Here is an 18,373-nt window from a genome sequence, read left to right on the forward strand (position 1 = left end):
ATGGCGCAGAGACGACCAGGCCATCGTTTCCTTCCCTCTTGTCGTGAGAGGCGGCACACCATCGTGAACCAGGATCCCGCAGGCCAGGTGCGTGATCGCGTGGAGGCGATTTATCGGGAGGAGTCCCGCCACGTCCTCGCCACGCTGATTCGTGTGCTCGGCGACTTCGACGCGGCGGAAGAGGCGTTGCATGAGGCGTTCGCCGTTGCGGTGGAGCAGTGGGAACGGGAAGGCGTCCCGGCCAATCCGCGGGCCTGGCTCGTGTCCACCGGCCGGTTCAAAACCATCGACGCCATGCGGCGGCGCGTGCGCTTCGATGCGTCGGCGACGGAGTTGGGCCGACATCTGGAGTCGCTTGCGAATGAGCCTGCCGAGGAACCAGACGCCGCCGTCGAAGACGACCGGCTCCGGTTGATCTTCACCTGTTGTCATCCCGCGCTGTCGTCGGAGGCGCAAGTGGCCATGACCCTGCGCGAAGTCTGCGGCCTCACGACGGATGCAATCGCCCGTGCCTTCCTGACCAAACCCACCACCATCGCGCAACGCATCGTCCGCGCCAAAGGGAAAATCCGCGCCGCCCGCATTCCCTATGAGGTGCCCGCGGAGACGGAATTACCGGACCGGTTGGAGGCGGTGTTGCGCGTCGTGTATCTCGTCTTCAATGAGGGGTACAGCGCCTCCTCGGGAGAGTCCCTGCTCCGCCATGACCTCTGTGCTGAAGCCGTTCGGCTCGGACGGTTGCTGGTCCGGTTGTTGCCGGAACCTGACGCACTGGGGTTGCTCGCGCTGATGCTTCTTCAGGATTCCAGGCGCCCGGCGAGAACGACGCCGGCGGGCGACGTGGTCACCCTGGAAGAGCAGGATCGCTCGTTGTGGAACCGCGAACAGATTGCGGAGGGGGTCGCCTTGGTCCAACGAGCGCTCACGTCACGGGAGGTGGGCCCCTATACCATTCAAGCTGCGATTGCCGCCGTCCACGCCGAGGCAGTCGATGTCGCTACGACCGATTGGGCACAGATCGTCGGCCTCTACGATCTGTTGAGGCAGGCGACTCCATCGCCCGTGATCGAACTGAACCGGGCGGTGGCCGTGGCGATGCGGGACGGCGCGGCGGAAGGGTTAGCGCTCATCGATGCGATTCTTGCGAAGGGCGAGTTGGCCAACTACCACCTGGCCCATGCGGCGCGCGCCGACCTCTGTCGACGGTTGGGGCGCGTCGCCGATGCGCGAGCCTCCTACCAGAAGGCGCTGCACCTCGCACAACTGGGGCCGGAACGACGATTTCTTGAGCGGCGGTTGCGGGAGTTGTCCGACGGCGCTTCCTAGTTGTGGCGACGAATGGAGCGTATCCCATTGAACGATCGAGGGATACGGTCGACGACCGGACGCAGCTCACGGCATGTCGAATTTGAGCGCCTCCGACGACTAACTCCTGACAGGGGTGAGGAGGAGGTGCTGATCGTCGAGCGAAGAGAGGGGGGCGTTATGAAGTATCTCTGCTTGGTGTATCTCGAAGAAAAAATCCTGCATGCCATGCCGCAGGCTGACCGTGCGTCATTGTCGGACGAGTCCATGGCCTATTGCGAGGCGTTGCAGAAGCAGGGCGAACTGCTGTCGGCGTCGCCGCTACATCCGGTCGAGACAGCCACCACCGTGCGAGTCCGTGGCGGCAAGGTGGCGACGACAGACGGACCCTTTGCCGAAACCAAGGAGCAGCTGGGCGGGTATCTGTTGATCGATGTCAGGGACCTGAACGATGCCATCCGGGTGGCATCGAAATTTCCCGCTGCGCGATATGGGAGTGTCGAAGTGCGACCCATCAAGGAGGGCGGTTGCGCATGAAGTTTATCTTATTGGTGCATCACGATGAGACGGTCTTCGAGACCTTCAGTGATGAGAGAAAAGGCGAACTGCTGAAGGAATCGATCCAACTGTGCCGCGACTTGAATGAAACGGGACGATATCTCCATGCCTCGCCTGTGCAGCCGGCCGCTACGGCGGCGGTGGTGCGTGTGCGCGAAGGCAAACCGCTCGTGACCGACGGACCCTTCATCGAAACGCGGGAGCAAATGGCGGGGTACTTTCTCATCGAAGCGAGAGATCGTGAGGAGGCTGTCGCTATTGCGGCGCAGGTGCCCGGCGCCCGGATCGGCACGGTGGAGGTCAGGCCCGTCAGAGAGGTGTCCGGTTTGCCCGAGTAGGGCCTGTCGATTCGCGCGGGCCCGTTCGACGAGTGGAGGAACCAGCGCGTGGCGCCCTATTGAGAGGAGCCATCGCGCCGTTAACCAAAGGAGGCTCTTATGCGTCGCTCGTATAGTGTGATCTTCGGATTGTGCCTGATCCTGGTTGCGGTGCCCGCTTTGGCGAAAGAGAAGAAGGCTCAGAAAGAGATGGATCCCGAGGCCATGATGGAGGTCTGGAAGAAGTTGGCCGTGCCCGGCGAGCCGCATAAAACATTCGCCGGACTGGCCGGCAGCTGGACGGCCCAGACCAAGGAATGGATGGAGCCGGGCAAGCCGCCGATGGAATCCAACGGGACGGCGGAGATCAAGATGTTGTTGGATGGCCGTTTTCTCTACCAGGAGTACCACGGACAGATGATGGGGCAGCCCTATCACGGCATCGGGATCGATGCCTACGACAACCTGACCAAGAAGTATGTCACGGTATGGATGGATTCGATGGGGACGGGCCTGTTCATGATGCAAGGGTCCGCCGGCCCAGACGGGAAGACCATCACGCTGAAGGGGCAGCATGCGGAGCCGGGCGGTGGTCAGATGAAGCATCGCGCGGTCTGGAAGATTCTGGATCACGACCACCAGACGTTTGAAATGTACGGCGAGCACCATGGCCAGAAGGAAATGAAATTTCTTGAAATCGTCTATACACGGAAGCCGTGAAACGGCCGCTTAGGACAAAGGAAAGGATGGCGCGATGAGCCACGTACGGGTACTGATCGGCACCCGCAAGGGAGCCTTTATTGCCACAGCAGATGGGGCGCGGAAACAGTGGACCCTTCAGGGGCCGTTGTTCGGCGGTTGGGAACTCTATCACCTCAAGGGGTCGCCGGTCGATCCGAACCGGCTCTATGCCTCGCAGAGCAGCAGTTGGTTTGGACAGGTCATTCAACGATCGGATGACGGCGGCAAGACGTGGCATGCCCCCGGCACCAAGCCGGAAGATCTCATGGGGCCGGATGGCATGCCGAAGGGCGCGAGCAACATGTTCGCCTATGACAGTTCGGCGGAGACCGGCAGGCCGCTTACGACACATCAGCATTACGACGGCACCCAGCGGCCGTGGGAATTCAAGCGGGTGTGGCACCTCGAACCCTCGCTCACCGATCCTGACACCGTCTACGCTGGCGTGGAGGATGCGGCCTTGTTTTGCTCGTCGAATGGCGGTCGGACCTGGCGGGAATTGGCCGGATTGCGGGATGTCAAAGGTCCGCTGTGGCAGCCCGGTGCCGGTGGCATGTGTCTGCATACGATCATGCTGAACCCTGGCCAGCCGGAACGGATGTATGTGGCCATCTCGGCCGCGGGCGCGTTCCGAAGCGATGACGGCGGCAAAAGCTGGCGGGCGATCAACCGCGGACTGAAATCTCAGTATGAGCTGCCTGACCCGGACGCCGACGTCGGGCATTGCGTGCATCGGATTGCCATGCACCCGGCCCGCCCGAACGTGCTGTTCATGCAGAAACACTGGGATGTCCTGCGCAGCGACGACGGCGGCGACTCATGGCATGAAATCAGCGGCGACCTGCCGAGCGATTTCGGGTTTCCCATCGCCGTGCATGCCCACGAACCGAACACGGTCTACGTGGTCCCGATCACGAGCGATTCGGAACATTACCCGCCGGACGGGAAGTTGCGCGTCTACAGAAGCCGCACGGGAGGCCACGAGTGGGGGGCCCTGACCAAAGGCTTGCCGCAGCGCGACTGCTACGTAAATGTCTTGCGTGATGCGATGGCAGTGGATTCCCTTGATCCCTGCGGCCTGTACTTCGGAACGACCGGAGGGCAGGTCTATGCTTCCGCGGACGGCGGGGACAGCTGGGAGCCGATTGTGCGGGATCTGCCGGCGGTGTTGTCGGTGGAAGTTCAGATGCTGTGACGGCTGCTGAACATGGCCGCCGGCTCATGAGATGTGAATGGATGAAGGAGTCAGCCATGAGATTCATGATTTTGGTCAAAGCGACTAAGGGTTCCGAAGCTGGCGTGATGCCGAGCCAGGAACTGTTGACCGCCATGATGCAATACAACCAAGCGTTGGTCGATGCCAGTGTCATGCTGGCGGGCGAAGGCCTGCATCCGAGCAGTAACGGCGCTCGTGTGCGGTTCTCTGGCTCGAAGCGACTGGTGACTGCCGGCCCGTTCACTGAAACGAACGAGGTCGTGGCCGGGTATTGGCTGTGGCGGTGCAAGTCGATGGAGGATGCGATCGAGTGGGTGAAACGTTGTCCCAACCCGATGCCCGGCGAGGAATCCGAGATCGAGATTCGTCCGCTGTTCGAGACGGAGGATTTTGGGGTTGAGTTCACGCTGGAACTCAGGGCGCAGGAAGAGCGGATGCGGGCGAAGGTTTCAGGGAAGCCATAGCTGGAGCGGGCTTTGCCGCGCGCAACCAAACCGAGTTTGTCTTGAGGCCGGCGAGCGACAGATGAAGCGTCGAGCCGTCTGGAAACTGATGGAGCAGACCACCAGACCTTCGAGCGGTCCTCTCCGTCGAAGTGCACATTTGGTAGAGAAGCCGGGCGGTTCAGCAAAGGGGGAACCGATGATTCGTCTCGTCCTTCCAGCGCATTTGCGAACCTTGGCGCGTCTTGATGGGGAAGTGCGGTTGGATGTGTCCGGCCCGGTGACGGTGGGCAGGGTGCTGGACAGCCTGGAAGCGCGGTATCCCATGTTGCGCGGGACGATCAGGGACCACTTCACCCATCGGCGTCGGCCATTCATTCGGTTTTTTGCCTGTGAGCGGGATCTGTCCCATGAGTCGCCGGACGATCCCTTGCCCGAAGCCGTGGCCAAGGGCGAAGAACCGTTCTTGATCGTCGGGGCGATGGCGGGCGGCTAACAATGAATGCGGAGGTATCAGCATGAGCAGAAACAGTCTGTGTCTATGAGGGAAGATGAGCCAGGGCCCCATGGTGCCGATGCCTCGGCAACTGCCGAATAGTCGGCACCTCTTCTGTCGTCACCATTCCGCCGTCCCACCCGCTGCCTTTTCGTGAACAGTGCCGACGAGCAAGCTCTACCGCGAATTCACGCTGCACCTGGCGTCGTCCGCTTGCGTGGAATAGTCATTGCTGTATCTCCGACGCAACGGTGTGAGAGCCAAGGCCGACAGGCATCTCGTAGGTGGGATGCGTTGCGCAGCAGGGAGACAGCCAGTAAGATAGCGCCACGTCGACGTCTCATTTTTTAGATTGGATTTTATCAGGGAGCGCGCATGGCCAGGCGAGTGCGATCAGAAATAGCAGCGGCAGTCCTCGGTGGGCTTCTCACCCTGGGCCTGCTGCCGGCCTGCAAACAAGAGGTGGCCTCCTCCCCGGCTCCTCCGATTCCCCAAGTCGGCATCATCGTGGCGACCGCGAAAGATGTACCGGATGAACCGGAGTTTATCGGGCAGGCTGAGTCGTCGCGCCCGGTGGAGATCCGATCGCAGGTCACCGGCATTATCAAGGAATGGTTTTTCAAGGAAGGGCGGGATGTAAAGAAGGGCGAGCGGCTGTATCAGATCGATCGTGTCCCGTTTGAGGCCGCTATGTTGAGCGCCAAGGCGAAGGTGTCTCAGTCGGAAGCGCGATTGGTCCAAGCCAAGCAGAATCTGGCTCGGGTCAAGCCTCTCTTGGCGGAGCAAGCGGTCAGCACCAAGGATGTGGACGACGCGATTGCGGAAGAGTTGGCCGCCAAGGCGGCGTTGGAAGGCGCCAAGGCCGAATTGGTCAAGGCGAAGTTTGATCTGGACAACACGCTCATCGTGGCGCCGATCAACGGCATGATCGAACGGACTCGGGTGTACGAGGGCCGGTTGGTGTCGGCGCAGACCGATCTGCTGACCGTGATCCATCAGGTCGACCCCATGTACGTGATCGTGAGCGCGCCCGAGAGTTTCCTGTTGAAGCGGCGGCGCGACAGCGATGCAAACCGCATCAAGCATCCAGGTGTGTATCACCTGAGAGGGGTGCTGACCTTCGTCGATGGGACGACGTACGACCACGAAGGGGTGCTGGATTTGCTCGATGTGGGGCTGAAGACCGAAACCGGCTCACGGCAAGCCCGCGTGGTGTTTCCCAATCCAGACCGGGCGTTGTTGCCGGGTCAGTTCGTACGGGTGCGCTTCAAAGGCACGCTTAAAACCGGAGCGATCGTGGTCCCGCAACGCGCCGTCCAGCAGGGACCAAAGGGGTCGATCGTGTTTGTGGTCGGGGTGGAGGACAAGGTGGAGATTCGTGAGATTCAAGCCACCAGTTGGCAGGGAACCGAGTGGATTGTGGAGGAAGGACTACACGCCGGCGATCGTGTCATTGTCGACGGCCTGCACAAGATTGCGCCGGGGGCGCCGGTGAAGGTCGTCCCTATCAAGGAGCCCGCAGCAGCCTCAGCTCCCGCCTCGGCGGCCACTCAGTCGGAGCAGGCCCAGTGATCTCACATTTCTTTATCGACCGCCCGATTTTCGCCTCGGTATTGTCGATCATCATCATCGTAATCGGTTTGGTTTCGTTGCAGGCCTTGCCCGTGGCCCAATTCCCTGAGATTACGCCCCCCGTCGTCCAGATCGAGGCCGATTATCCCGGTGCGAATGCAGAGACCGTCGCCGACTCGGTGGCTCGCCCTATTGAGGTCCAGCTCCCCGGCATCGACAACCTGCTGTACTACGATTCCACCAGCACCAACGACGGGCATATGTCGATCAAGTTGACGTTTGAGATCGGCACGAACGTGGACATTGCCCAGGTGCAGACGCAGAACCGCGTGAAGCTGGCGGAGCCACAATTGCCGCCGGAAGTCGTGCGGCAGGGGATCAGTATCAACAAGGTGTCGCCGGATCTTTTGGCGGTGGTGGCGCTGAGTTCCAGCGACCCTACACACGATACGGTGTATTTGTCGAACTATGCGATCCTGCGGGTCCTCGACAATCTGAAGCGGTTGCGGGGAGTCGGCAATGCGGTCGTGTTCGGCTCACAGAACTACTCGATGCGACTGATCCTGGATCCTATCCGGATGGCGCAGCTGAGCTTAACGCCGACGGACATTGCCAACGTGGTGCGGGAGCAGAATCGCGACTTTCCCGCCGGGACGATCGGCCGTGAACCGGCTTTGAAGGGGGCGGAACTGACGATCCCGGTCATTACGCAGGGGCGGCTGACCGAGGTGAAGGATTTCGAGAACCTGATCGTACGGGCCATGCCTAACGGATCCATGGTCCGGTTGAAGGATGTGGCGCGGGTGGAATTGGGCGCCCAATCCTATACCTTGGAAGGACGTTGGAACGGCAAGCCGAACGTCTTCCTCCTCACGTTCCTATCGCCGGGCGCCAATGCGCTCGATACGGTCAAGCGTGTGCGGGCTGAACTGGTGCAGGTCTCCAAGAGTTTCCCGACCGGGGTGTCCTACGACATCCCCTATGACACCACGCGATTCATCGAGGTGTCGATCAAGGAAGTAGTCAAGACCTTGGCCGAGGCCATGGTGCTCGTAATCATCGTCGTCTACCTCTTCTTGCAGAGTTGGCGAGCGACGTTGATTCCAGGGGTGGCCGTCCCCGTCTCGCTCATCGGAACCTTTGCCGGTATGCAGGCGTTGGGCTTCTCAATCAATACCTTGACGCTGTTCGGTATGGTGCTGGCGATCGGGATCGTGGTGGATGACGCCATCGTGGTGGTGGAAAACTGCGAACGCCACATGACGCAGGGAAAGCTGTCGGCCAAGCAGGCGGCGAAGCGCGCGATGGAAGAGGTGACCGGCCCGGTTATCGCCATCGTGCTGGTGCTGTGCGCGGTGTTCGTACCGGTCGGCTTTTTGGGCGGCATCACGGGTGAATTGTATAAACAATTTGCGATAACCATCTCCATCGCGGTCATTATTTCCGGTTTTGTGGCCTTGACGCTCAGTCCAGCTCTCTGCGCTCTGGTGCTCAAACCTGGCGAGGAGCAGCATCAGGGAGTTTTTGGTCTCTTTAATCGAACGTTTGCATGGATGCAGACGCGGTACACGTCGACGGTCGGGATCGCGATGAAGCGGTGTGTGCTGTCGATGGCGGTGTTTGCGGTGCTGTTGGTGGGCGTGGCGATCCTGTTCCGGATGACGCCGGGGAGTTTCTTGCCGGAGGAGGATCAAGGGTATTTCATCACGATCGTGCAACTCCCGGACGGGGCGTCGAAGCAGCGGACGGATGCGGTGTTGAGCAAGATCGAGAATTATTTTCTTTCGAATCCCGCCATCCATTCGACGGACTCCCTCTCCGGGCAGAATTTCGTCTTCAACACGCGGGGGCCTAATGCCGCGACCATGTTTGTTCCGCTCAAACATTGGGATGAACGGACGGAGCCCCAACAGCATGTGAAGTCGCTGATCGGCGCAGCTTACGGGGAGTTCGCCAAGATACCCGAGGCGCTGATCCTGGCGTTCAACGCCCCCTCTATTCGGGGACTGGGAGCCACCGGCGGGTTCTCCGTGCAACTGCAGGATCCGAGTAGTGGCGACTTCAATAAGTTTTCCGCGGTGGCCCAGGAGTTCGTGGCCAAGGCGCGACAAAACCCCGCCATCGGCGCCATTGGCACTAGTTTTCGCGTGAGCGCTCCAAGGATCTTCGCCAAGGTGAATCGCGAACGCGCGAAGGCTCTCGGCGTGCCGATCTCGGAGGTGTTCGATACGCTCCAAGCCTACTTCGGCAATTTGTATGTGAATGATTTCGTGAAGTTTGGCCGGGTGTTTCGGGTACAGACCGAGGCTGAGGCGCAATACCGGTCGACTCCCGAGGACATCTCCAAGATTTATGTCCGGGCGGTGGGGCCGCAGGGTACCACGATGATCCCCCTGGATACGGTCGTGAGCACGGAATTTACAAGCGGCCCAGACCCGGTCACGCACTTCAATGGCTATAACACGGCCCTGGTATTGGGTGCGGCGGCCCCAGGCTATAGTTCCGGGCAGGTGCTGCAGGCCCTCGATCAATTAGCCAAGGAGGTGCTTGTGCCGCAGGGGTACGACATCGACTGGAGCGGTATCTCTTATCAAGAACGCATGGTGGGCAATCAATCGATGTATGCGTTCGGTTTTGGTCTCTTAATGGTGTTTCTGGTGCTGGCCGCGCAGTATGAGAGTTGGGTGGTTCCGTTTGCCGTGATCCTGGCGGTGCCGATCGGGTTATTTGGAGCCTTGAGTGCGGTCTGGTTGAAGGGAATGACGAACGATATCTACTTCCAGATCGGCTTGGTCACGTTGATCGGGCTTTCAGCAAAGAACGCCATCTTGATTGTCGAATTTGCCAATAAACGGTATGAGGATGGCCATCCCTTACTCGAGTCGGCTGTAGAAGCGGCGCGTCTTCGGTTCCGGCCGATCGTGATGACGTCGATGGCTTTCATCCTCGGCGTGGTTCCGCTCGTGATCGCTACGGGAGCCGGGGCTGCGAGCCGAAACTCCATCGGGACCGGTGTATTCGGTGGCATGTTGGCGGCGACGTTTCTAGCGATCTTTTTCGTCCCACTTTTCTTTGTGCTCATTCGCTCGTTGGGCCGGCGTGGCCCTGCTCCAGCGCCGCCGGGCGAAGCGACCAACTCTTCCAAGGAGCAAGGTTATCAACATGCGTAGGGTGGCACTGATTCTGTCGACGATGCTGCTGACGGCCTGCGCCGTAGGGCCGGATTTCTCCAAACCAGACGCCACGACGCCGGATCGTTTTCGAATGGCCGAGCTTGGTGTCGAAGCGACATCGATTGCGAATACCCCTTGGTGGGAATTGTTGCAGGACCGGGAACTTCAGAAGCTGATCCGCACGGCATTGGAGGAAAATCGGGATCTCAGGCGGGCGGCAGCATCGGTGGAAGAATTTCAGGCTCGTCTGTTCATAGCGCGAACTGATTTCGCGCCACAGATGAATCTGACCTCCAATGCCCCGGTGTTCGGCCGGAAGAGCAATTTCTTATTCCCAGGGTTTCCCAACCCGTTCAACTATTATTTGCAAGGCAATTTGTCTTGGGAGATCGACATTTGGGGACGAATTCGCCGCTCCAATGAGGCAGCCCGCGGCGATCTTCTGGCACGAGAAGAGAACCGTCGTGCCATTGTGCTGCAACTTGTCAGTGGTGTGGCGGAAGCCTATTTCGATTTGCTGCAGTTCGATATGCAATTGGACATTGCTCATCGGACACTGAAGTCTTGGGAGGAATCAGTCAGAATCGCCCAGGCCCGATTGAGGCAGGGGATGATCTCGAAGCTTGATGCCGACCAGTTTGAAGCCGAACGAGCCAATGCCGCGGCCAAGGCCGCGGAATTTGAGCGCCAGAAGGTGCAGAAGGAGAACCAGCTGAGCGTGTTGCTGGGACGGAATCCGGGTAAGATCACACGCGGGCGTTCTCTCACGGAACAAGTGATGCCGCCTGATGTCCCCGCAGGACTTCCCTCAGAATTGTTGCGGCGCCGACCGGATATTCTCCAGGCCGAGCAGGATCTAGCGGCGGCTACGGCTCGCATCGGTATGGCGAAGGCAGATCGGTTCCCCAAACTGAGTATCACCGGGATCTTGGGTGTGGCTAGCCCGCATCTCTCCCGCCTGGTCGCGAACGAAACAGCATTTGGAGTGGCTGGGCCTGGGTTGGCGGGCCCGCTCTTGAATGCACAGATTTTAGGTTTTCAACAACGGGCAGCAGAGGCGCAGGCTCGTCAGGCCTTGGCGCAGTATGAGCAATCTGTCCTGGTCGCATTCAAGGAAGTTGAGGATGCGTTGGTGGCGGTTCGTACAGTCCGCGAACAAAGAACTGCGCAATTGCAGCAGGTGGAAGCCCTGAGATCGGCGTTGAGCCTGGCTAATCTGCGATATAAGGGCGGATTAGCCAACTATTTGGATGTCTTGATTGCGCAACGCAATCTATTTGAGGCCGAACTCGCATTGATGGGGACGCATCGTTTGCATCTTGTCTCAATAGTGCAATTGTACAAAGCATTAGGCGGCGGGTGGAATCCTGAAGGGCCTCAAGCGCTTGAGGCTGGATCAACAACCGAGGCTGATGTAAAACGGTAGTGGCTTAATGGCTTCCACGGCTCGCACTATGCTTGAGGCTTGCCGGATAAGTGAGCAGAGTCGTAATACCCCTCCCGAGGCTTGCCATGAGAAGTATGGTGAGTCCGCTGTTCAACCATGCCGCAATGGTTTGCAGGCGCAGGGTCACGTTCGCCAGGCCAAGAAACCACATCCCACTTGCCACCAACGCAAAATAGCGCGGACCGTATTCACCGCGCCGAGAGCTTATGAGAGCGAAGCCCAGTGCCCCAGATAAGAGGTTGCCCGAGTAGGTTGTGAATGGGTGGCTCTCGAGCGTAACGCCTAGACAAAGAGTGATGAATCCGCACAGGAATGTCACTCCGTAGATGAACAGGGCATCTAAGAAGACCCGTAGGAGCCCTGATATCACTTCAGGCACCCTCTCTTCAGGTGAGCCCGGAGGTTAGAGGTCAAGTCTACTCTTCGTCCCCCGACGGGTTGCTGGCGTGGAGGCGGGCGGTGATCGTTTCCGGCGTAGCCATTTGGCTATGCGCCGATGAACAGCATCGACTACATTGTCGATGGCGAGGACGACAGCTCCGACGAGGAATAGTCCCAGCACTAGAGTTAATTCCACATCGATGGACATACAGTTCGCTTTCTCGCCTTCGTGGCTCGGTTCCGCCGCCCCGGTATGAATGGTCTAGGCCGCCAATCGTGTCAGGGCTTCCGCGCCGAGAGGAACCGTCGTTTCAGCGGAGTGGAAAGGAGGTGCTTGTATTCCATGAGCCCGTCGATTTTGTTCAAAAACACTGTCGACGACATGCCCGCAGTTCATGCAGCGCCATGCCCGTTGCCACATAGGGCCAAAAGATTCTTCCATATCAATCAAGTAATCTTCGATCATGCAGCCTTTGCAGCGTGAACAACTCATAGTATGGTTCCTCCTTCTAAGTTCAGTTGCTAAATGAAAGGGTAGAGCGTCTCGCGTTCCTTCGATAGACCAGAAAGTGGTACCGCCTTGGAGGTACATAGATATGCAGCGTTAGCCGGTGAATCCCAAGACCGGTCGGTGAATTTGGCAAGGAATTGAGACTGGGGTTCGAATATCGTGTGGGCTGGACCGAAGGAAGGGGAACGGCTGCTCTAAGGTGCGTTCAGTAGCAACTCACGGTCTCGCTCGATCTGTGACGCCAGTTGGTGAAGGGCTTGAGCTGTGGCTTGCTCGATCGGCTGTTGGTCGGATGTAGTGAGCCAGCGTACAGATGATCCTGTAGCTTCACCGTCGGACGCATAGGTTTTGAGGGGAGAATGCCCAGACCTTGAAACAGTAGACTCCAAATGAACCCGATAGAGGTACCGATCGGGAGCACGAAGTACAAGCCATGCTTTTACGACGAGTCGCATTTCTGCGGCTTCCGTGCCGATTGCCCGAAAGGTCCCACGTTGGGAAAAGTAATTCAGGATTGCTTGCTGCAGGTCTTTCACGGGCCATTCAAGCAGGGGAATACCCGGCATGTGGTCCGCTCCTTCGATAGCCAGGAACGGAACATCAAGCTGCACTGAGGCCGGGAGCGTCGCCGACGCCGACTCCTGTGGCGTTGGCGCCACATGGATTTTATGGACGCAACCGCTCACCAGCAGACATGCTCCAATCACGAAAGACGGGAGTAGCGCCCTTGCATGCCCATCGGCAATTCCCACGAGGAACTTCATGGTCGTGGCGGCGCGGGAGAGGGAGTCAGGATGTCCAGGTCGCGGATGGCTCGTACGGCCTGGTCACGATAAGTCCGTTCGGTGGGGCCGGAGTACGTATCGATGACTCGTTGGTAGGTCGCTTTGGCCTGTGCATATTGTTTCTTGATGGAGAGGTACTGCCCTAAAGCAAGCCAGTTTTGGGCAGCCGTCTCATTAGACGTGCGAAGATCCATCCATTCCCGGTCGATCCGATTGCTGCCTAGTTGGTTGACCCGCTTTGAAATGACCTCCCCTAACTCAGCCGAGAGGTGCTCGATGGCCTCGTTCTCACGGACGGCGGCGGCCACCCAGTCATGCGTCAAGTGGTCATAAAATGCTTCGACGTGGTCTTTGATTGCGTCGGCTCGCTTCTGATGGATATCGTGAGCGCAATGTGTCAGCGCGAAGCTGCAGCAGAAGAGGAGCAGTCCTTGCCACATCGAGGCGTTTCTTGCATGGATCGCCATCGTAAACTCTCCACGAACTGTTCGATTGCTTCTGCTTTTCGTTACTCTTCCTGATCCTACCGCAGCCCGGCTTAGAAACTCGAGCCACAACGCCGGTCAGTCGAGCGGTTTGAAAAAGAGGATTGACAGAGGAGGAAGGGTCAAGGAGAGCGAATGGGTTCGACCGTGGGTAGAAATCGCATCGGCCTCTTTGCCACCCCAATTGCCTAGGTCACTGCCTCCATATAATGCGGCATCACTGTTGAGAAGCTCTTTCCAGAATCCCTTCTGTGGCACACCGACTCGATACTGAAATCTGGGTACGGGGGTGAAGTTACAGATCACCGCGATGCTGTGATGGGGAGAGCGGCCGTTGCGCAATAGACTGATCACCCCCGTGTCTGCATCCTGACAGTCGATCCACTCGAACCCGCGTGGATCAAAGTCGAATTCGTGCATGGCCGTTTCAGTGCGGTAGAGGTGATTGAGGTCAGCAACCCACCGTTGGAGCCCTTGATGCGGTTGGTATTGCAGAAGATTCCAGTCGATGCTGTCGTCGTGGGCCCACTCCCGCCATTGTCCGATTTCCCCGCCCATGAAGATCAGTTTCTTGGCGGATTGGGCAAACATGTATCCAAACAGGACTCGCAGATTGGCGAATTTTTGCCAGTCCTCCCCGGGCATCTTCCCCAGTAACGAGCCTTTCCCATGGACCACCTCATCATGGGAAAGGGGCAGGAGAAAATTCTCCTGAAATGCGTACAGCATCCGGAACGTCAAGTTGCGATGGTGATGTTTGCGATACACCGGGTCGAGGGCCATGTATTCGAGCGTGTCGTGCATCCAGCCCATGTCCCACTTTAGGCCGAACCCAAGCCCTCCGGCAGAGGTTGGGCGGGACACGGCAGGCCACGAAGTCGATTCTTCTGCAAACGTTTGCACATCGGGGTGTCGCCGATAAATCTCTTCGTTCAGTCGGCGCAGAAACGCAATGGCATCCAGATTCTCCCGCCCCCCGTGCCGGTTCGGAATCCATTCGCCTTCCTTGCGGGAATAGTCTAGGTACAGCATCGAGGCGACGGCGTCTACTCGAAGGCCGTCGGCGTGGTACTGCTCCAGCCAGAACAACGCGCTGCTGATGAGGAAGCTGCGGACCTCATTCCGGCTGTAATTGAAGACGGCGGTATTCCAGTCGGGATGAAACCCTTGGCGCGGGTCGGCATGTTCATAGAGATGGCTCCCGTCAAAGCGGCTGAGGCCATGCGCGTCAGTCGGGAAATGTGACGGCACCCAATCCAAGATCACACCGATGCCGTGCTGGTGCAGCTGGTCGATGAGATGCATCAAGTCCTGCGGCGTACCATAGTTTGCCGACGGTGCGAAGTAGCCTGTGGTTTGATAGCCCCATGAGCCGAAGAACGGATGATCCATGACGGGCAGGAACTCGACATGGGTGAAACCGAGCTGGCGTACATACTCGATCAGCTTCGGGGCCATTTCGCGATAAGAGAGGGACCGGTTGCCTTCACCGGCGACGCGCATCCATGACCCCAGATGAACTTCATATATGCTGATCGGAGCATCAAGTGCATTGTGTCGCGCCCTGGCTTGCATCCAAGCTTGGTCGCTCCATGTGTAGTTCAGGTCCCACACGATGGAAGCGGTTTTCGGTGGTATTTCGTTGAGGTGTGCAAAGGGGTCTGTCTTGATCAACTCGGATCCGCCGTGCCGTGATCGGATATGAAATTTGTAAAGGGTTCCGACTCCGGCACTTGGGATGAACCCTTCCCAGATTCCTGACGATTGCCTTGGGTGGAGTGGGTGGCGGGTGGGGTCCCAATGGTTGAAGCTGCCGAAGACAGACACCTGTTCAGCCTCCGGGGCCCAGACGGCAAAATACGTCCCTTCCACACCCTGAAATCTCGTGGGGTGAGCCCCCAGTTTGTGATAAAGATGAAAATGTGTGCCCTCGTTAAAGAGGTGAAGGTCGTCCGCCGTCAACAAGCTGTGGTGCATGCGTGGGGATGCCGTCGATTCAGTATGTGGATTCGAAAGAGGATTCACAGGTGCAGAGTACTGTGCCACAGGGCAAGGCGTCAATGCACCGCTCCCATCATGAATGCCGGATTCCAGTGTCGGAGCAGATGAATCCGGTGAGGCGGGGCAGCCTAGTGACACTTCTCGATCAAGTATGGTATGAATCATCCCGCTCGGAATAGTCCTCAGCGTCCCCATCGTCTAGCCTGGCCTAGGACATTGCCCTTTCAAGGCAGTAACACGGGTTCAAATCCCGTTGGGGACACCACACCTTTTGCTTGATCCTTCCGCGAGTTAAGGGCTGGTTGCCCGTTCCCATCAACGGCTTCGGTCTTTTTATAGGACAAATCATAGGACAAGATGGCTGGGCTGCATGGAGGGACTGTCGCCCAGAAGGTGCACGAGGGCCTGTCAGGCCAACCAGACAGGCCCTCGCACTCTGCCCGAGTGCAACGGTGGCGTATCGCCAACCCGCTGTTCAACGGTGTATGCGCAATACGGTATTTCAGTGACTCGCACACCTGAGAATTGTCCGGGGAGAACCAAAGAGGGCGCTACTATGCTCAATGAATTTTGGGCAAAACGGGATCTCGCTGCGAAGAAAGGAATCAAGATCTTGAGCGGCTATGTGGCGGTGACAGAACAGACGTACTACATTACCGTCCAGGCGAAAGATTATCGATCCTTACTGGAATTTTTTGAGCCATTGGCCTCAACCCAAACCGGCGGCATTCATCCAGTTACAACAATGGATGGCTGGACGAAGCATATTGATCCGAAAAGAAAAGGATAAACAGGAAGGCTGGAGAAGGGGGAGTGAGGTGGGGGCATGCCGATTAGATAAGAGGCACATCAGGTTCGGATCCGGGCATATCGAAGGCCACCTCGTAAGCTCCCCCGTCAAGGAGACAGTGGCAAAGGAGAACTTTTGGCTTCTGACGTTGACCCCATTCCGAGACAGCTCTTAAGGAGAGCAGACGACTTTTTCGGTGTCCTGTTCTTCCTGACGTTGCCTGACGAACTCGCTTGGCGTCAGGTGCCCAAGTGAGCTGTGGGGACGGCGGGTATTATAGTCCACGCGCCAGGCTTCGATGATCGCCTGGGCCTCAGCCAGCGAGGCGAACTGATGTACATTCAAACACTCATCCCGCAGCCGTCCGTTGAATGATTCAATGAAGGCATTTTCGACGGGTTTCCCCGGTCGAATGAAGTCGAGCTGCACGCCCCGTCGATACGCCCACTCCTCGAGCGCACGGGACTGGAATTCCGTCCCATGATCGACCGTGATGGAGCGAGGCCGCTGGCCCTCTCCCAGGACGCGATCCAGTACCTGACTCACCAGCGCTCCAGACATCCGAAATCCGGCCTCTAGGACAGGACTAGAGCGACTCCAGTTATCAACGACGGTCAGAATCCGATAGGGCCGACCTTCACTCAAGGTATCATGCACGAAATCCATACTCCACCGTTCCGACGGGCCGACCGGCACGGGAGCTGGCCCACGATGCAGGGCGATATGCTTTCGTCGGCGCACCCGCATGCGCAACTGGAGCCCCTCTAAGCGATACCAGCGCCGGACCCGCTTCCGGTTGACCGCCCAACCTTCCCGCCGCAGTAAGACCCAGATGCGCAGATAGCCAAACCGAGGCCGCGCATGCGCCAGATCGCGAATGCGCAGCCGCAGGGCGGTCTGATCCTTGGCCTGACTCTTCCGATACCACGACGCGCGACCAAACTGCGCCAACCGACAGGCCCGCGCACAGCTCACCTGAAACGTCCCGTGAAACCACTGGGCGAGCTCCCGACGGCGCGCGGGCCTTAGACTTTTTTTCGCAACGCCTCCGACAGCATGTGCTTATCCAGCGAGAGATCGGCCACCAGTCGTTTGAGCCGGGCATTCTCCTCTTCCACCTGCCGCAGTCGGCGCAGTTCACTCACGCCGAGATGCGCATACTTCTTTTTCCAGGCGTAGAAGGTTTGCTCGGCGATGCCGAGCTGTCGACAGACATCCCCGATGGGGGTGCCACTCTCGGCTTGCCGGATGGCATAGACGATTTGCTCTTCCGAGAATCGTGACCGCTTCATCGATCCACTCCTTTCGTCGAGGACCGCCGAAGCCGCCATTCTACTCTCGTTTTAGATTGCCGTCGTTTTTGGGGGAGACGTCAACCTGACTCTCCTTAAAGCCATGTGGCTCGGTAAATGGGTTGGGGGAAACCTAAGAAACCACGCCCCAGCAACGTTCCCAGAGCGTGGCCTCTCGAGACAGCATGCTCGAATTATTTCACTGACGTTCTATGGGAGGTATTCACGGTTCTGTCAGATTGAGCAGGAAACACGGCGTTCACCCTATCGTATGAAAGCTCGTACATGCCTCCAGTCCACGCATCTACTGCAAGCCCAGGAAGCCAAGCAAAAATAACGTTACCCCATTCCCAAATGCTGGTCTGTGGGACAACGCTCGCTTCGATAGGCTGATACCCGTCATGTTCAACCTTTACCACATGGCCATGCTTCCGGGTTACAGGAATCACAACGGGAGTGGTCCCACTAGAGATTCCATCAACTGAGACCTGTGCCCCGCCAGGGTTACTCGTGATGGCCAGATCTTGGTAAATTCCATTCACGACCGTTCCGCAACCAGTGACGCTCAGAACCATGAAACTAAGAACCGCCGTTTGCACCGCATGCCTCATGCGATCCTCCTCTAGTAAAAAGAAACAGGGGGGCCTGCTGCCCAATCTTCACGCGTACCATTTGTACGGCCAGAGCAAATTATCAATCCATTCCCCGGACGAGATGCGGCACGACGACCGCAGTAGCGAGAAAAAGTCATGGTGACCCAATTGCCACCGTACGTATGAATACCTGACATGGAAGATGAGGCAAAAGTCGGAGCGCCAGCGCTAAGCCGCAGGGGGTGAGGATGGTGATGCTGACGGGGA

General features: G+C 58.3%; 17 protein-coding genes and 1 tRNA gene. 13 read left to right on the forward strand and 5 right to left on the reverse strand.

Annotation, left to right across the window (positions count from 1 at the left end; genetic code table 11):
- The 10 genes from HRU82_15390 (at position 1) to HRU82_15435 (ending at position 11,247) form a co-directional block, all read left to right on the forward strand.
- Positions 1 to 1,326 (forward strand): RNA polymerase sigma factor, encoded by a 1,326-nt coding sequence (locus tag HRU82_15390; protein QOJ36236.1) that lies wholly within the window; start codon positions 1 to 3, stop codon positions 1,324 to 1,326.
- 159 nt (positions 1,327 to 1,485) lie between these two features.
- Positions 1,486 to 1,842, forward strand: coding sequence for a YciI family protein (locus HRU82_15395; protein ID QOJ36237.1), 357 nt, complete (start codon positions 1,486 to 1,488; stop codon positions 1,840 to 1,842).
- The gene (locus HRU82_15400; protein QOJ36238.1) at positions 1,839 to 2,201 is read left to right on the forward strand and encodes a YciI family protein; all 363 of its coding nucleotides are present in this window, start codon (positions 1,839 to 1,841) and stop codon (positions 2,199 to 2,201) included. The genes HRU82_15395 and HRU82_15400 overlap by 4 nt, the downstream gene beginning before the upstream one ends.
- Before the next feature lie 99 nt (positions 2,202 to 2,300).
- On the forward strand, positions 2,301 to 2,900 hold the full coding sequence (locus tag HRU82_15405) for a DUF1579 domain-containing protein (protein ID QOJ36239.1): 600 nt from the start codon (positions 2,301 to 2,303) through the stop codon (positions 2,898 to 2,900).
- 34 nt (positions 2,901 to 2,934) lie between these two features.
- Positions 2,935 to 4,116, forward strand: a complete 1,182-nt coding sequence (locus tag HRU82_15410) for an exo-alpha-sialidase (GenBank protein ID QOJ36240.1) — start codon at positions 2,935 to 2,937, stop codon at positions 4,114 to 4,116.
- Between the two features lie 56 nt (positions 4,117 to 4,172).
- Complete coding sequence (locus tag HRU82_15415) at positions 4,173 to 4,601, forward strand: YciI family protein (protein QOJ36241.1); 429 nt, start codon at positions 4,173 to 4,175, stop codon at positions 4,599 to 4,601.
- 178 nt (positions 4,602 to 4,779) lie between these two features.
- A complete protein-coding gene (locus HRU82_15420) occupies positions 4,780 to 5,076 on the forward strand; it encodes a MoaD/ThiS family protein (GenBank protein ID QOJ36242.1) in 297 nt (98 codons plus the stop codon).
- Positions 5,077 to 5,451: 375 nt separating this feature from the next.
- Complete coding sequence (locus tag HRU82_15425) at positions 5,452 to 6,648, forward strand: efflux RND transporter periplasmic adaptor subunit (GenBank protein QOJ36243.1); 1,197 nt, start codon at positions 5,452 to 5,454, stop codon at positions 6,646 to 6,648.
- Positions 6,645 to 9,818, forward strand: coding sequence for a multidrug efflux RND transporter permease subunit (locus tag HRU82_15430; protein QOJ36244.1), 3,174 nt, complete (start codon positions 6,645 to 6,647; stop codon positions 9,816 to 9,818). Before HRU82_15425 ends, HRU82_15430 begins: the two co-directional genes overlap by 4 nt.
- Positions 9,811 to 11,247: an efflux transporter outer membrane subunit gene (locus tag HRU82_15435; protein QOJ36245.1), complete on the forward strand. Its 1,437-nt coding sequence runs from the start codon at positions 9,811 to 9,813 to the stop codon at positions 11,245 to 11,247. Before HRU82_15430 ends, HRU82_15435 begins: the two co-directional genes overlap by 8 nt.
- Positions 11,248 to 11,911: 664 nt before the next feature.
- On the opposite strand, the gene HRU82_15440 is transcribed toward HRU82_15435, so the two are convergent.
- Positions 11,912 to 12,115: a hypothetical protein gene (locus HRU82_15440; protein ID QOJ36246.1), complete on the reverse strand. Its 204-nt coding sequence runs from the start codon at positions 12,113 to 12,115 to the stop codon at positions 11,912 to 11,914.
- A 434-nt stretch (positions 12,116 to 12,549) separates the two neighbouring features.
- Between HRU82_15440 and HRU82_15445 the strand changes: the two genes are divergently transcribed.
- Positions 12,550 to 12,774: a hypothetical protein gene (locus tag HRU82_15445; protein QOJ36247.1), complete on the forward strand. Its 225-nt coding sequence runs from the start codon at positions 12,550 to 12,552 to the stop codon at positions 12,772 to 12,774.
- Between the two features lie 146 nt (positions 12,775 to 12,920).
- Here the strand turns inward: HRU82_15445 and HRU82_15450 are convergent, their stop codons facing one another.
- Entirely contained in the window at positions 12,921 to 13,412 is a 492-nt protein-coding gene (locus tag HRU82_15450) for a hypothetical protein (GenBank protein ID QOJ36248.1), read from the reverse strand.
- A gap of 96 nt (positions 13,413 to 13,508) precedes the next feature.
- On the reverse strand, positions 13,509 to 15,407 hold the full coding sequence (gene glgB / locus HRU82_15455) for a 1,4-alpha-glucan branching protein GlgB (protein ID QOJ36249.1): 1,899 nt from the start codon (positions 15,405 to 15,407) through the stop codon (positions 13,509 to 13,511).
- Positions 15,408 to 15,618: 211 nt separating this feature from the next.
- Here glgB and HRU82_15460 point away from each other — a divergent pair.
- Positions 15,619 to 15,696 (forward strand) — tRNA-Glu (locus HRU82_15460).
- Positions 15,697 to 15,987: 291 nt separating this feature from the next.
- Positions 15,988 to 16,221: a hypothetical protein gene (locus tag HRU82_15465; protein QOJ36250.1), complete on the forward strand. Its 234-nt coding sequence runs from the start codon at positions 15,988 to 15,990 to the stop codon at positions 16,219 to 16,221.
- Positions 16,222 to 16,392: 171 nt separating this feature from the next.
- Here the strand turns inward: HRU82_15465 and HRU82_15470 are convergent.
- Both HRU82_15470 and HRU82_15475 read right to left on the reverse strand, forming a co-directional pair.
- Positions 16,393 to 17,513, reverse strand: a protein-coding gene (locus HRU82_15470; protein QOJ36251.1) for an IS3 family transposase whose coding sequence is annotated in 2 segments (ribosomal slippage) — positions 16,393 to 17,267 and positions 17,267 to 17,513 — 1,122 coding nt in all. Because the reading frame shifts where the segments join, the coding sequence is not laid out codon by codon here.
- 194 nt (positions 17,514 to 17,707) lie between these two features.
- A complete protein-coding gene (locus HRU82_15475; GenBank protein QOJ36252.1) occupies positions 17,708 to 18,124 on the reverse strand; it encodes a PEGA domain-containing protein in 417 nt (138 codons plus the stop codon).
- Positions 18,125 to 18,373 lie beyond the last annotated feature (249 nt).

Source organism: Nitrospira sp. (genome assembly GCA_015709715.1).
In the GTDB taxonomy this organism is placed as follows: Bacteria; Nitrospirota; Nitrospiria; order Nitrospirales; family Nitrospiraceae; genus Nitrospira_A.

What these genes read in the sequence shown, in the direction of transcription:
- HRU82_15390 (QOJ36236.1), top strand. Translation starts at nt 1, where the DNA reads ATGGCGCAGAGACGACCAGGCCATCGTTTCCTTCCCTCTTGTCGTGAG.
- HRU82_15395 (QOJ36237.1), top strand. Translation starts at nt 1,486, where the DNA reads ATGAAGTATCTCTGCTTGGTGTATCTCGAAGAAAAAATCCTGCATGCC.
- HRU82_15400 (QOJ36238.1), top strand. Translation starts at nt 1,839, where the DNA reads ATGAAGTTTATCTTATTGGTGCATCACGATGAGACGGTCTTCGAGACC.
- HRU82_15405 (QOJ36239.1), top strand. Translation starts at nt 2,301, where the DNA reads ATGCGTCGCTCGTATAGTGTGATCTTCGGATTGTGCCTGATCCTGGTT.
- HRU82_15410 (QOJ36240.1), top strand. Translation starts at nt 2,935, where the DNA reads ATGAGCCACGTACGGGTACTGATCGGCACCCGCAAGGGAGCCTTTATT.
- HRU82_15415 (QOJ36241.1), top strand. Translation starts at nt 4,173, where the DNA reads ATGAGATTCATGATTTTGGTCAAAGCGACTAAGGGTTCCGAAGCTGGC.
- HRU82_15420 (QOJ36242.1), top strand. Translation starts at nt 4,780, where the DNA reads ATGATTCGTCTCGTCCTTCCAGCGCATTTGCGAACCTTGGCGCGTCTT.
- HRU82_15425 (QOJ36243.1), top strand. Translation starts at nt 5,452, where the DNA reads ATGGCCAGGCGAGTGCGATCAGAAATAGCAGCGGCAGTCCTCGGTGGG.
- HRU82_15435 (QOJ36245.1), top strand. Translation starts at nt 9,811, where the DNA reads ATGCGTAGGGTGGCACTGATTCTGTCGACGATGCTGCTGACGGCCTGC.
- HRU82_15440 (QOJ36246.1), bottom strand. Translation starts at nt 12,115, where the DNA reads ATGATCGAAGATTACTTGATTGATATGGAAGAATCTTTTGGCCCTATG.
- HRU82_15445 (QOJ36247.1), top strand. Translation starts at nt 12,550, where the DNA reads ATGAACCCGATAGAGGTACCGATCGGGAGCACGAAGTACAAGCCATGC.
- HRU82_15450 (QOJ36248.1), bottom strand. Translation starts at nt 13,412, where the DNA reads ATGGCGATCCATGCAAGAAACGCCTCGATGTGGCAAGGACTGCTCCTC.
- glgB (QOJ36249.1), bottom strand. Translation starts at nt 15,407, where the DNA reads ATGCACCACAGCTTGTTGACGGCGGACGACCTTCACCTCTTTAACGAG.
- HRU82_15465 (QOJ36250.1), top strand. Translation starts at nt 15,988, where the DNA reads ATGCTCAATGAATTTTGGGCAAAACGGGATCTCGCTGCGAAGAAAGGA.
- HRU82_15475 (QOJ36252.1), bottom strand. Translation starts at nt 18,124, where the DNA reads ATGAGGCATGCGGTGCAAACGGCGGTTCTTAGTTTCATGGTTCTGAGC.